Source organism: Fictibacillus barbaricus (assembly GCF_014635025.1).
Lineage (GTDB): Bacteria > Bacillota > Bacilli > Bacillales > Fictibacillaceae > Fictibacillus > Fictibacillus barbaricus.
In genome coordinates, this window is the sequence record NZ_BMCE01000003.1 from 1 (window position 1) to 13,763 (window position 13,763).

At 44.5% G+C, this 13,763-nt stretch carries 13 protein-coding genes, 1 rRNA gene and 1 riboswitch; all 14 genes read left to right on the top strand.

The genetic code is table 11. The features are described from left to right. Positions 1 to 93: 93 nt before the first annotated feature. The 14 genes from rrf (at position 94) to purH (ending at position 13,535) form a co-directional block, all read left to right on the top strand. A 5S ribosomal RNA gene (rrf, locus tag IEV52_RS18160) occupies positions 94 to 209 on the top strand. A gap of 828 nt (positions 210 to 1,037) precedes the next feature. After that, complete coding sequence (locus tag IEV52_RS18165) at positions 1,038 to 1,565, top strand: DUF2179 domain-containing protein (protein WP_188404003.1); 528 nt, start codon at positions 1,038 to 1,040, stop codon at positions 1,563 to 1,565. A 3-nt stretch (positions 1,566 to 1,568) separates the two neighbouring features. Then, positions 1,569 to 1,772: an NETI motif-containing protein gene (locus IEV52_RS18170; protein WP_188404004.1), complete on the top strand. Its 204-nt coding sequence runs from the start codon at positions 1,569 to 1,571 to the stop codon at positions 1,770 to 1,772. Positions 1,773 to 1,854: 82 nt separating this feature from the next. Further along, positions 1,855 to 1,958: riboswitch (purine riboswitch) on the top strand. Positions 1,959 to 2,066: 108 nt separating this feature from the next. Further along, positions 2,067 to 2,552, top strand: a complete 486-nt coding sequence (purE, locus tag IEV52_RS18175) for a 5-(carboxyamino)imidazole ribonucleotide mutase (RefSeq protein WP_188404005.1) — start codon at positions 2,067 to 2,069, stop codon at positions 2,550 to 2,552. Then, complete coding sequence (purK, locus tag IEV52_RS18180) at positions 2,536 to 3,699, top strand: 5-(carboxyamino)imidazole ribonucleotide synthase (protein WP_338083022.1); 1,164 nt, start codon at positions 2,536 to 2,538, stop codon at positions 3,697 to 3,699. Before purE ends, purK begins: the two co-directional genes overlap by 17 nt. Beyond that, positions 3,696 to 4,988, top strand: coding sequence for an adenylosuccinate lyase (purB, locus tag IEV52_RS18185; protein ID WP_188404007.1), 1,293 nt, complete (start codon positions 3,696 to 3,698; stop codon positions 4,986 to 4,988). Before purK ends, purB begins: the two co-directional genes overlap by 4 nt. A gap of 116 nt (positions 4,989 to 5,104) precedes the next feature. Next, positions 5,105 to 5,827: a phosphoribosylaminoimidazolesuccinocarboxamide synthase gene (gene purC / locus IEV52_RS18190; protein WP_188404008.1), complete on the top strand. Its 723-nt coding sequence runs from the start codon at positions 5,105 to 5,107 to the stop codon at positions 5,825 to 5,827. Then, complete coding sequence (gene purS / locus IEV52_RS18195; RefSeq protein ID WP_188404009.1) at positions 5,815 to 6,069, top strand: phosphoribosylformylglycinamidine synthase subunit PurS; 255 nt, start codon at positions 5,815 to 5,817, stop codon at positions 6,067 to 6,069. The genes purC and purS overlap by 13 nt, the downstream gene beginning before the upstream one ends. Continuing rightward, positions 6,066 to 6,749 carry a phosphoribosylformylglycinamidine synthase subunit PurQ gene (gene purQ / locus IEV52_RS18200; protein WP_188404010.1) on the top strand — a complete coding sequence of 228 codons (684 nt, stop codon included), beginning with the start codon at positions 6,066 to 6,068 and terminating at the stop codon, positions 6,747 to 6,749. Before purS ends, purQ begins: the two co-directional genes overlap by 4 nt. After that, positions 6,733 to 8,964, top strand: coding sequence for a phosphoribosylformylglycinamidine synthase subunit PurL (purL, locus tag IEV52_RS18205; protein WP_188404011.1), 2,232 nt, complete (start codon positions 6,733 to 6,735; stop codon positions 8,962 to 8,964). The genes purQ and purL overlap by 17 nt, the downstream gene beginning before the upstream one ends. Further along, the gene (gene purF / locus IEV52_RS18210; RefSeq protein WP_188404012.1) at positions 8,940 to 10,358 is read left to right on the top strand and encodes an amidophosphoribosyltransferase; all 1,419 of its coding nucleotides are present in this window, start codon (positions 8,940 to 8,942) and stop codon (positions 10,356 to 10,358) included. Before purL ends, purF begins: the two co-directional genes overlap by 25 nt. 14 nt (positions 10,359 to 10,372) lie before the next feature. After that, positions 10,373 to 11,413 (top strand): phosphoribosylformylglycinamidine cyclo-ligase, encoded by a 1,041-nt coding sequence (purM, locus tag IEV52_RS18215; RefSeq protein WP_188404013.1) that lies wholly within the window; start codon positions 10,373 to 10,375, stop codon positions 11,411 to 11,413. Continuing rightward, a complete protein-coding gene (purN, locus tag IEV52_RS18220) occupies positions 11,410 to 12,000 on the top strand; it encodes a phosphoribosylglycinamide formyltransferase (RefSeq protein WP_188404014.1) in 591 nt (196 codons plus the stop codon). The genes purM and purN overlap by 4 nt, the downstream gene beginning before the upstream one ends. Beyond that, positions 11,997 to 13,535, top strand: a complete 1,539-nt coding sequence (purH, locus tag IEV52_RS18225) for a bifunctional phosphoribosylaminoimidazolecarboxamide formyltransferase/IMP cyclohydrolase (RefSeq protein ID WP_188404015.1) — start codon at positions 11,997 to 11,999, stop codon at positions 13,533 to 13,535. The genes purN and purH overlap by 4 nt, the downstream gene beginning before the upstream one ends. Positions 13,536 to 13,763: the final 228 nt, after the last annotated feature.

Genomic DNA, 13,763 nt, shown 5'->3' on the forward strand with positions numbered 1-13,763 from the left:
TTACAATGCATAAACGTTTGGAAACGTCGTATCTAGTTTTGAGAGAACATACTCTCTAACTTAATATAAATCATGGTGAAAGTCATGGTTAGGTCTAGTGATGATGGCGAAGAGGTCACACCCGTTCCCATACCGAACACGGAAGTTAAGCTCTTCAGCGCCGATGGTAGTTGGGGGTCTCCCCCTGTAAGAGTAGGACGTCGCTAGGCAAAGAAGGTGGGACGAACGTAATGTTCGTTCCATCTTTTTTTTATTTTTTAATGTTGATAAAGTAGTTGATTGGAGCAGAAGGTGCGAGACTCCTGCAGGAGCAGCGTGACAGGTAAGACCCCACAGCGCAGGGTGCCGAGGAAGCTTACCCCACGCCCCGCGGAAAGCGAGCATCCTGGAGTTGAAGTCCAGCCACTTCTTCCTTTGGGTTAAATAACAACATAGTTTACGAAAACAGCTTAAAAACTAAATTTAATGCATTTTTGCTTAATTAAGTAGTAAAAAGGCATATAATTTAAAATTAGACTTATTTATAAGCGAAAATGACTTAATTCTATTCCAGCCATCCCATCCAGATTAACAATAACCACTTAAAATTAATGTTTTACCGTAAGTGCGGATTCCTCTTATTATCAAAATTTCCTTTTATGAGTCTTCAACGAAATTTATGAGTCCTCAAAAAAAATTAAAAGTCTTCAAAGAGATTTATGAGTCCTCAAAATAATTTATGCGCCTTCGTTCAATTACCCAATTACTACACATTCTCCAACCTACAAGCTTGCTCTTTCCCGAATTTCAACAAATCAAATCGTTAAGTATGGTAGCTTGGCCGTAAGCCAAGCCTCAATTTAGATCTAATAAGGGACAGCTTGGCAATTCGCCAAACTTTACAACTGAATAAAAAAGGTTGTTTGGCATCCGCCAGATTTCTAATAACAATCCGTATCAAACTCCCCAACTGTTTTTGCTTCTATTCTCCAGTTTCCAACTTGTCCAAAAAGTGTTATTCTTAACAAAGTATTTTTCACCTGGGGAGGCTTGCCGTCATGTTAGATAATGCGTTAGTCATGGTTGGAATTATATTGTTAATCAATATTGTATATGTATCCTTTTTTACGATCAGGATGATCCTGACGCTTAAAGGCCAACGGTACCTGGCTGCTTTTATTAGCGTGTTCGAGGTTATTATTTATGTTGTTGGTCTTGGGCTTGTTTTAGATAACTTAAATGAGATCCAGAACTTGATCGCATATGCAGTCGGATATGGGATCGGTGTTCTTGTAGGAATGAAGATTGAGGAAAAGCTTGCGCTTGGATATACTACTGTTAACGTGATTACGACGGATCTAGAAGGAGGTCTGCCGAATGAACTTCGCAACAAGGGGTATGGTGTTACGAACTGGCTTGCAGAAGGCCGTGAAGGGCAGCGCCTTATGATGGAGATCTTAACGTCTCGTAAATCAGAAGTGAACCTGTATAACACAGTAAAAGATTTGGATCCAAAGGCGTTTATTATCTCGCATGAACCAAAAACGTTTCATGGCGGATTTTGGGTTAAGAGTATCAGGAGGTAACGAATGGACAAGAAACCTTCTAAAAAGAAGTTTGTTGTTGAGGCAGGCGAAACCCTCTCTGATTGCCTGGATCGTATGGCAAAAGAGGGTTACACACCTGTAAGAAGGATGGAAGAGCCTGTGTTTCATGAGGTGAAACGCAATGGCAGAATGGAACCAGAAGTAAAAGAACAACGAATTGTATTTGAAGGAAAATTACAAAAATAGACCCAAAACACGAACATTAACTATTTTATACAACTTAATGTTCGATTTTTGTTGACAAAGCAAAACATCAATTGCTACAATAAAACCAGAAGAATAAAGCCCTCATATAATTTCGGGGATATGGCCCGTAAGTCTCTACCTGATGACCGAATATTTCATCAGACTATGAGGGAAAGCATCTTTCTGTATATTTATCGGATACGTACTTACGTCCAGTTGGCTGCTTTCTCTCATTTTGGGGAGAAGCATACAAACTGGACTTTTTTATTTTTTCTGACAATTAAGGAGGCTGCCATGGCTAAAGTAGGCGTGATCATGGGAAGTGTTTCAGATTGGGAAACAATGAAAGAAGCGTGTGACATATTAGATGAACTGGATGTAGCTTACGAGAAGAAAGTAGTTTCTGCACACCGTACACCTGATCTCATGTTTCAATATGCAGAAGAAGCGGAGCAGAGAGGAATCGAAGTGATCATCGCTGGAGCAGGAGGAGCAGCTCACCTGCCGGGAATGGTTGCGGCAAAGACGATTGTTCCGGTCATAGGTGTCCCTGTTCAGTCAAAAGCTCTTAACGGTATGGACTCACTTTTATCGATCGTACAGATGCCAAAAGGTGTTCCTGTTGCAACGGTTGCAATCGGGAAAGCAGGAGCTGCAAATGCCGGTCTCCTGGCAGCCCAGATGGTAGCTGTACATGATGAAGGTGTAAGACAGCGTATAAAACAACGCCGGGCACATGCACAAGAAGCGGCGATTGAAAGTAGTGAGCAGCTTGTTTAAAATCATTCGACCACAGCAAACAATCGGAATATTAGGCGGCGGGCAGCTCGGCCGCATGATGGCATTAAGTGCAAGAGAAATGGGCTTAAGAGTAGTTGTGTTAGAGCCGGGTGAAGATTCTCCATGCGGGCAAGTGGCAGATCAACAGATCGTTGCTCCCTACGAAGACCGTAAAGGCATACAGCAGCTTGCAGAACTTAGTGATGTTGTTACGTACGAGTTTGAAAATATAGATGCGGCAAGTGCGAACTGGCTGGAAGAAAATGCGAACTTGCCTCAAGGAAGCCGACTTTTAGCTGTAACACAGCACCGTCTAATAGAAAAAGAGACACTTGTTAAGGCGGGTGCTCCTGTAGCACCTTACAGACCGGTAACGGATCTGCCTTCTCTAGAACAAGGTATCGAAGAGCTTGGACTGCCTTCTGTTCTCAAAACCTGCCGAGGGGGATATGACGGAAAAGGCCAGGTTGTGATCAAACAGAAAAGTGACATCCAGAGCGCTGCAGCACTTTTAGAAAAAGAGACAGATTGTGTGCTGGAAGCTTGGGTGAAGTTCGAAAAAGAGATCTCGGTGATTTTAACAAGAAGTGTGAGCGGTGAGGTTAAATCGTTTCCAATCGCAGAGAATATACACAAAGACAATATTCTGCATCAAACGATCGCACCAGCCCGCATCTCAAAAGAAACAGCTGAAAAAGCAAAGAGACTTGCTCGTTCGGTAGCTGCTGAATTAGACCTGGTAGGAACGCTTGCCGTAGAGATGTTCGTTGCTGAAGACGGAAAGGTCTATGTGAACGAACTGGCACCGCGTCCGCATAATTCAGGACACTTTACGATCGAAGCGTGTGAGACGTCTCAGTTCGATCAGCATGTACGCGCTGTTTGCAACTGGCCGCTTGGCAACACGGATCTGATCAAACCAGCCGTGATGATCAACTTACTAGGTGAGCATCATGATACGGTATTAGAGAGAATAGAGAATCTAGGAGAAGCGAAACTGCATTTGTACGGAAAGAAAGAAGCGAAAGAAAAACGTAAGATGGGGCACATCACGGTTTTAGGTGATACGATTGAAGAGGCGCTTAAAAAGGCTGAAAAAGTGTGCGCTATATATTTAAGTGAGAACAAGATGGAGGTACAACAATGATTGAACGGTATAAACGCCCTGAAATGGGAGCGATTTGGACGGACGAAAACAAATATCAGGCATGGCTTGAAGTAGAGATTCTAGCATGTGAAGCATGGGCGGAACTAGGTGAGATCCCGAAAGAAGACGTAAAAAAACTTCGTGAAAATGCTTCATTTGATATTAACCGTATTCTAGAGATCGAAGAAGAAACACGTCATGATGTTGTTGCTTTTACTCGAGCGGTATCTGAAACACTTGGAGAAGAGCGCAAATGGGTGCATTACGGACTAACATCTACAGACGTAGTAGATACAGCACTTTCTTACTTACTTAAGCAAGCGAACGACATTCTAGCAAAAGACTTAGACCGATTTGTTGAGATCTTAGCTGAGAAAGCGAAAGAACATAAATATACCGTTATGATGGGACGTACACACGGGGTACATGCTGAACCTACAACGTTCGGCCTAAAGCTTGCTCTTTGGTACGAAGAGATGAAGCGCAACGTAGAACGCTTTAAACAAGCAGCTGACACGGTACGTTTCGGAAAAATATCTGGTGCTGTAGGAACTTACGCAAACATCGATCCATTCGTTGAAAAGTATGTGTGTGAAAAGCTTGGATTAGAAGCAGCTCCAATCTCAACACAAACATTGCAGCGTGACCGTCACGCGCACTACATGTCAACGCTAGCGCTGATCGCGACAAGCATTGAAAAGTTTGCAACAGAGGTTCGCGGCCTCCAAAAGAGTGAGACGCGTGAAGTGGAAGAGTTCTTTGCAAAAGGCCAAAAAGGATCTTCGGCCATGCCGCATAAGCGTAATCCGATCGGATCTGAAAACATGACAGGGCTTGCTCGTGTGATCCGCGGCTACATGATGACAGCTTACGAGAACGTCTCTCTATGGCATGAGCGTGATATCTCGCATTCATCTGCAGAACGTGTCATTCTGCCGGATGCAACGATTGCACTTAATTACATGCTTAACCGTTTCGGCAACATTGTGAAGAACTTAACGGTGTTCCCAGAGAACATGAAGCGCAACATGGACCGTACGTACGGTTTGATCTACTCACAGCGCGTACTTCTTAAATTGATCGATAAAGGCATGGCACGTGAAGAGGCGTATGACACGGTCCAGCCTAAAGCGATGCAGGCTTGGGAAGAAGGCGTTCAGTTTAGAACATTGGTGGAGGCTGAACCGAAAATCACAGAAAAATTAACACCTGAAGAAATCTCTGAATGCTTTGATTACAGTTACCATCTGTCACATGTAGATACGATCTTTGACAGATTAGGGCTTTAAAAAGGATTTATTAGAAAGACTTCAACTAAAAAGAGAGTGATGTTTTGAGCTCTCTTTCTCTTTGCCTTTTTTAGAAGATTGAATATTGGGAATCTTCCCATAATGGAGGGGTCATGATGGAGAAGTTAGAGCAGCTTTACGAAGGAAAAGCGAAACGAATTTACCGTACAACCGATGAAGAGGTTGTTTGGGTGAGCTACAAAGATTCTGCGACAGCTTTCAACGGGGAAAAGAAAGCTGAGATCGAAGGAAAAGGCAGATTGAACAACGAGATTTCATCTATTCTTTTTGAACTGCTTCATGAGAAAGGTATTGAATCTCACTTTGTAAAACGCGTTTCAGAAACAGAACAGCTTGTTAAGAAGGTAACCATCATTCCTTTAGAAGTGGTGGTACGCAACATCGCAGCAGGTTCACTTTCAAAGCGTACCGGTATTCCTGAGGGACAGATCCTTCCAAGAACAATCTTAGAGTTTTATTTCAAAAATGATGATCTTGGAGACCCGCTTATCACAGAAGAGCACATCGACATCATGAACTTGGCGTCGAAAGAACAGGTCAGCAAGATTTCAGACCAAGCTTTACAGATCAACGAAGTTCTAACATCCTATTTTGCTCAACGAAACGTGAAGCTTGTAGATTTCAAACTGGAGTTCGGAACTGACTCAAACGGAAACTTATTGCTGGCTGACGAGATTTCACCAGATACATGCAGACTATGGGATGCAGATACAAACGAGAAGCTTGATAAAGATGTATTCCGCCGTGAATTAGGAAGTTTAACAGATGCTTATGAAAAAATACTACAACGTCTAGGAGGCCTATCATGTACAAAGTAAAAGTGTATGTAACGTTAAGAGAGAGTGTATTAGATCCACAAGGTAAAGCGGTAATGAGCTCGCTTCATAAAATGGGACAGTCTGAGGTTGAAGATGTACGTATTGGTAAGTATCTTGAGTTAACTCTTCAAAAAGGGGACTACGATCTAGATGAAAGAATCGTTAACATGTGTTCTAAACTTTTATCCAATCCGGTAATCGAAGACTATCGGTATGAGGTGGAGGAGGTTGTCGCACAGTGAAGTTCGCCGTAATCGTTTTTCCAGGGTCAAACTGTGACACAGACATGTATCATGCTGTAAAAGACGAACTCGGTGCAGATGTAGAGTACGTTTGGCATGATGCAACAGACTTAAACCAATTTGACGGTATTTTACTGCCTGGCGGTTTCTCTTACGGAGACTATTTAAGATCAGGCGCGATCGCACAGTTCTCTAACGTCATGACGGAGGTTGTAAAAGCAGCTCGCGAAGGCAAGCCGGTTCTAGGTGTTTGCAACGGATTTCAGATTCTGCTAGAAACAGGGCTTCTGCCTGGAGCTATGCGCCGCAACGAGTCATTGAAGTTTATCTGCCAGCCGGAAGAGCTTGTGGTAGAGAACGCAACGACGATCTTCACTTCTCAATACGAGAAGGGTGAAGCGATCTCCGTTCCTGTTGCACACGGTGAAGGCAACTACTATTGCGATGATGAGACTTTAGAGGAACTAAAAGCGAACAATCAGATCGTTTTTACGTATGCGAATAATCCGAATGGATCGGTTGAAAATATTGCGGGTATTACGAACAAAGAGGGCAACGTACTAGGTATGATGCCGCACCCGGAACGCGCGGTTGATGAGCTTTTAGGAAGCAAAGATGGACTTAAATTATTTCAATCTATTGTGAAGAGCTGGAGGGAACACTATGTCGCTGCAACATGAGCCAACAAGTTCACAAATTAAAGAACAAAAATTATACCGTGAGATGGGTTTAAGTGATTCTGAGTTTGAACTCGTAGAAAAGATCATTGGCAGATCTCCAAACTGGACGGAAACAGGACTATTCTCTGTTATGTGGAGTGAGCACTGTTCATATAAAAATTCAAAACCTGTATTAAGCAAGTTCCCGACGAAGGGAGAGCGCGTACTTCAGGGTCCTGGTGAAGGTGCTGGAATCGTGGATATCGGTGACGGCCAAGCGGTTGTATTTAAGATCGAATCTCATAACCATCCATCTGCGATCGAGCCATACCAAGGTGCCGCAACTGGTGTTGGCGGAATCATCCGTGACGTATTCTCGATGGGAGCACGTCCGATCGCGATGCTGAACTCTCTTCGTTTTGGTGAATTAGAATCACCTCGCGTGAAGTATTTATTTGAACAGGTTGTAGCGGGTATCGCTGGCTACGGAAACTGTATAGGTATTCCGACGGTTGGCGGAGAAGTTCAATTCGATCCGTCATATGAAGGCAATCCACTTGTAAACGCAATGTGTGTTGGTTTGATCGACCATAAAGATATTAAGAAGGGTCAAGCAAAGGGTGCTGGCAACTCTGTTATGTATGTTGGGGCGAAAACAGGGCGTGACGGAATCCATGGTGCAACATTTGCATCCGAAGAGCTTTCAGAAGCATCAGAAGAAAAACGACCAGCTGTTCAAGTTGGCGACCCTTTCATGGAAAAGCTTTTGATGGAAGCGTGTCTTGAGCTCATCCAAAACTGTGATGCTCTTGTGGGTATTCAGGATATGGGTGCCGCGGGTCTTACAAGTTCGTCTGCTGAGATGGCAAGTAAAGCTGGAATGGGAATCGAGATGAACCTTGATCTTGTTCCACAGCGTGAAACAGGCATGACAGCTTATGAAATGATGCTTTCTGAGTCACAGGAACGTATGCTTTTAGTCGTTGAAAAAGGCCGTGAGCATGAGGTAGAAAAGATCTTCGCAAAGTGGGATCTCGATTGTGTAACGGTTGGAACGGTTATTGAAGAACAAGTGCTGCGTCTTACTCATCAAGGTGATATCGTTGCAGAAGTACCAGTTGATGCACTTGCAGAAGATGCACCGGTTTATCATAAGCCATCAAAAGAGCCAGCCTATTATGGCGAGTTCCAAGCTCAAGAAGATTATATTCCTGAGATCACTAGCTTCAAATCTACGTTGCTATCATTATTAGAGCAGCCGACGATCGCGAGCAAAGAGTGGGTGTACAACCAATACGACTATATGGTTCGCACAAACACGGTTGTAGCTCCTGGATCAGATGCTGCTGTTGTAAGAATCAGAGGGACAAAGAAAGCACTCGCCATGACGACAGATTGTAATTCTCGCTATCTGTACTTAGACCCTGAAGTGGGCGGCATGATTGCTGTTGCCGAGGCAGCTCGTAATCTTGTATGTTCCGGTGCACAGCCACTTGCTGTTACGGACTGCCTGAACTACGGAAACCCGGAAAAGCCTGAGATCTTCTGGCAGCTTGAAAAATCAGCTGACGGTATGAGTGCAGCATGCAGCAAGCTTGCAACACCGGTTATCGGCGGAAACGTATCTCTTTATAACGAAACAAACGGAGTAGCCGTTTATCCAACGCCAGTTATCGGTATGGTTGGTTTGATTGAAGATACAAAACATATTGTGACTCAAGACTTTAAACAAGCAGGCGACATCATCTATCTGATCGGTGAAAGCAAAGCTGAATTTGGTGGAAGTGAGCTTCAAAAGATGAAAGAAGGACGCATCTTCGGGAAAGCGCCTCACATCGATCTTGAAGTGGAGGAAACAAGACAGCGTGAGCTTTTAGCCGCTATCCAAAAAGGACTTATCGCATCTGCACATGACGTGGCAGAAGGCGGATTGTCTGTAGCACTAGCCGAGTCTGTGATGGACGGCAAAGTGGGAGCAAGCGTTACATTAACAGACGAGCCGATCGGAAGTCTTTTCGGAGAATCACAATCCCGTTTCTTAGTCACTGTAAAACCTGAAAATCAAGATGAGTTCCAACAGCTTGTAAAAGACGCGAAAATTATAGGTTTTGTACGTTCTGAGAGCGGTCTTGCGATCGATAATGAACAGGGTGAAGAATTATTATCCTGTACGCTCCAGGAGATGCAAGACGCCTGGAAAGGAGCTATTCCATGCTTGCTGACATCAAAGGCTTAAATGAAGAGTGTGGTGTGTTTGGCATCTGGGGACATCCGGACGCTGCACAGTTGACGTATTACGGTCTGCATAGCTTGCAGCACCGCGGGCAAGAAGGAGCGGGAATCGTCGTAACAGACGGTGAGCGTTTACGAACACATAAGGGAAGCGGTCTTGTAAACGATGTGTTCAGCAAAGGTGAAATAGAAGGATTGATCGGACATGGTGCAATTGGCCATGTTCGGTATTCCACTGCAGGAGGCAATGAACTTGCGAATGTTCAGCCTTTATTGTTCAGATCACAAACGAGTTCTCTTGCTCTTGCGCATAACGGAAACCTGGTAAATGCCAATGCGTTAAAGCATCAGTTGGAATCACAGGGAAGCATCTTTCAGACAACATCTGATACAGAAGTACTTGCTCACCTGATCAAGCGCAGCGGTTATTTTACACTAACTGAAAAAGTGAAAAACGCATTAACGATGCTTAAAGGTGCATACGCGTTCTTAGTAATGACCGAGAACGAAATGATGGTGGCGCTCGATCCGAACGGATTGCGTCCATTATCACTAGGCATGCTCGGAGACGCTTATGTAGTTGCTTCAGAAACGTGTGCTTTTGATGTTGTCGGCGCGACATACGTGCGTGACGTGCAGCCGGGAGAACTTTTGATCATCAATGAAGACGGACTGACAGTTGATACGTTCTCGACATCTGTACAACGCTCTATGTGTTCGATGGAATATATATATTTCTCAAGACCAGACAGCAACATTGAAGGAATCAACGTACACGCCGCACGTAAAAGCCTTGGGAAAAAGATGTATGAAGAAGCACCGATTGAAGCGGACGTTGTAACAGGTGTTCCTGATTCCAGCATATCTGCAGCGATCGGATATGCAGAAGCATCAGGTATTCCTTATGAGATCGGTCTGATCAAAAACCGTTACGTAGGCCGTACATTTATCCAGCCATCACAAGAACTTCGTGAACTGGGTGTAAAGATGAAGCTTTCACCAGTAAGAGCGATCGTGGAAGGCAAGCGTGTGGTTATGGTGGATGACTCGATCGTACGCGGGACGACGAGCCGCCGTATCGTAAAAATGCTGCGTGCCGCGGGTGCGACTGAAGTACACGTTCGCATTACAGCACCGCCGATCGCTCATCCATGCTACTACGGAATTGACACGTCAGAACGTGCAGAACTAATTGCATCAAAGTATTCCGTTGATGAGATCCGTGACATTATTGGAGCTGATTCATTAGCATTTATTTCGGTAGAAGGGCTGATGGAGGGAATTGGCCGTTCAAACGCTGAACCAAACTGCGGACAATGTTTAGCGTGTTTTACAGGACGCTATCCTACTGAAATTTATCCGGATACCGTTTTACCATATGAAAAAGAGCTTGTTTAAAGGGGGAGAAGACGATGGCAGAAGCATATAAGCAAGCAGGAGTGAACATCGAAGCAGGTTATGAAGCGGTAGATCGTATCAAGAAGCATGCCTTACGAACAAAACGTCCGGAAGTGTTAGCAGGACTAGGTGGATTTGGTGCTATGTTTGATCTATCAGGCTTCTCGCATAAAGAGCCGGTACTCGTTTCCGGAACAGATGGAGTAGGGACAAAACTGATGCTGGCATTTGCTGCTGACAAGCATGACACGATTGGTGTTGATGCAGTTGCTATGTGCGTGAACGACATCGTAGCGCAAGGAGCGGAGCCGCTTTATTTCCTGGACTATATTGCTTGCGGCACACTCCACCCTGAAAAGATTGAGCAGATCGTAAAAGGAATCGCTGATGGCTGTGAGCAAGCAGGCTGCGCGCTCATCGGCGGGGAAACTGCCGAGATGCCTGGCATGTATGATAATGAGGAGTACGATCTGGCGGGGTTTACGGTAGGGATTGCGGAGAAATCGAAGCTCATTAACGGTTCTTCTATCAGTGAAAATGACGTCTTGATCGGACTTGCTTCAAACGGTTTGCATTCAAACGGCTTTTCGCTCGTGCGTAAGGTCTTATTAGAAGATGCAGGCTTAGATTTGAACGAACAGCCAGATGGTTTTTCAAGACCTCTTGGTGAAGAGCTTTTAACGCCAACCCGCATCTATGTAAAACCAATGCTAGAAGTGTTTAACCAGTTTAAGGTGAACGGAGTGGCGCACATTACTGGCGGTGGTTTCATCGAGAACATTCCTCGAATGCTTCCTGAAGGTCTTGCGGCTGAAATTGATTATGGCTCATGGCCTGTTCATCGTATCTTTGATCTGATCGAGGAAAAAGGAACCCTGACACGTAAAGAGATGTTCACAACGTTTAACATGGGAATTGGAATGGTGCTCTCGGTTTCAGAAGAAAATATGGTGCCTGTGATCCGCCTTCTAGAAGAGACAGGTGAAAAACCTTATATCATCGGGCGTGTGAAACAAGGAGAAGGCGTTATCTTTGGCGGAGGAAGCATCGAATGAGAAGAATAGCTGTATTTGCTTCTGGAAGCGGAAGTAACTTTCAAGCAATCGCAGATGCGATTGAAGCAGGAATGCTAGAAGCGGATATCCAGCTTTTAGTGTGTGATAAGCCAGGGGCCAAAGTGGTGGACCGTGCACAAAAGCTTAATATACCCGTCTTTACGTTTATGCCAAAAACCTTTGGAGCAAAAGCTGACTTTGAAAAAGAGATCGTAAATGAGTTAAATGCATACAACGTTGAATTCATTGTACTTGCAGGATATATGAGATTGATCGGTGAGGTTCTCCTCCAATCATACGAAGGAAGAATCGTAAATATCCACCCGTCTTATCTGCCTGCTTTTCCTGGCAAAGATGCTGTTGGCCAAGCGTTGGAAGCTAATGTTGGTGAAACGGGCGTAACGGTTCATTATGTAGACAGTGGTATGGACACAGGTCCGATCATCGAACAAGTGAAGATTCCGGTGTTGCCTGGAGATACAAGAGAAACGCTGCAGGAGCGTATACAGAAAGCCGAACACCAATTGTACCCAGCCATCATTAACAAACTATTACAAAAAGACATCGTAGGAGGCATCGTACAATGAGCATCAAACGAGCACTCATTTCCGTATCCAACAAAGAAGGATTACTTCCTTTCGCTGAAAAATTAGCTAGTCATGGCGTCGAGATCATCTCTACCGGAGGAACGAAAAAAGCTTTAGAGGACGCAGGTATCCCTGTGATCGGCATCTCTGAAGTGACTGGATTTCCTGAGATCATGGATGGACGTGTAAAAACTCTTCATCCTAAAATCCACGGAGGTCTTCTAGCTGTTCGTGATAATGAAAAGCATAGAGAAGCAATGCAAGAAAATGAGATTTCTCCGATCGACCTTGTTGTCGTGAATCTGTATCCGTTCAAAGAAACAATCGCAAAAGAGGATACAACATTCCTTGATGCGATTGAAAACATTGATATTGGCGGACCGAGCATGCTTCGTTCTGCTGCGAAAAATCATGCCTACGTAACCGTTGTTGTAGATCCAAAAGATTATGAGACAGTTGTTACGGAACTTGAAAGTGCAGGAGCTGTTAGTGAAGAGACCCGCCGCAGACTTGCAGCGAAAACGTTCCGTCATACAGCAGCGTATGACGCGTTGATCGCAGAATATTTAACGAGTGCTGTTGAAGAAGAGCACCCTGAATCTTTTACGGTAACATATGAAAAGAAGCAAGATCTTCGTTATGGGGAGAACCCACATCAAAAAGCAGCTTTTTATGCTGCACCGCTCAAGAGCACGCTTTCTTTGACTGATGCAGAACAGCTTCATGGAAAAGACCTTTCCTACAACAATATCAATGATGCAGATGCTGCCCTTTCTATCGTAAAAGAGTTCGTTGACCCGGCAGTGGTAGCAGTTAAGCATATGAACCCATGTGGAGTTGGAACTGGAGCGACGATTTTTAAAGCCTATACACGTGCTTTTGAAGCAGATCCGGTCTCTATTTTTGGAGGCATCGTTGCAGCTAACGCAGAAGTTGACGCTGAGACGGCTCATAAGATGAGCGAGATCTTCCTTGAAATCATCATTGCTCCTTCATATACAGAGGAAGCATTAGAAATTTTAACGAAGAAGAAAAACATCCGTCTGTTGAAGCTTGATTTTACAGGTAAAAAAGGAATGGCGAAGAAAATCACAACCGTTTCTGGCGGAATGCTTGTTCAGGATGAGGATGCATTCGGGTTAGATGATGCTAACGTGACAATTCCTACGAAACGTCAGCCTACAGAACAAGAATGGAAAGATCTGAAGCTTGCTTGGAAAGTCGTGAAACACGTGAAATCAAACGCGATCGTACTAGCGAAAGATGAAATGACAGTTGGGGTTGGTGCCGGTCAGATGAACCGTGTTGGTGCTGCTAAGATTGCGATCGAACAAGCTGGTGACCGTGCACAAGGTTCTGCTCTAGGGTCAGATGCGTTCTTCCCGATGGATGACACGGTTGAAGCGGCAGCCCGTGCTGGTGTCACAGCCATCATCCAGCCTGGTGGATCGATTAAAGATGAAGATTCAATCAAAAAAGCAGATGAACACGGAATTACGATGGTGTTTACAGGGGTAAGACACTTTAAACATTAAGCTTTTTTGTAAAATCTTAAGTTCTTGGAAGTGTTTGATTTCCGTTCCAGGTGCTCGCTTTCCGGGAGGGGTAAGGTGAGCTAGCTAATTGCGCTGGCGGGGTCTCACCTGTCCCGCTGATCCCCCAGGAGTCTCGCACCTTGCACTCCAATCAACTTTTCAATGAAGAGAAACTCCAAGCGACAATACTTATAGATAATAACCAGACGGAAAAAAGCTGAAACGGTC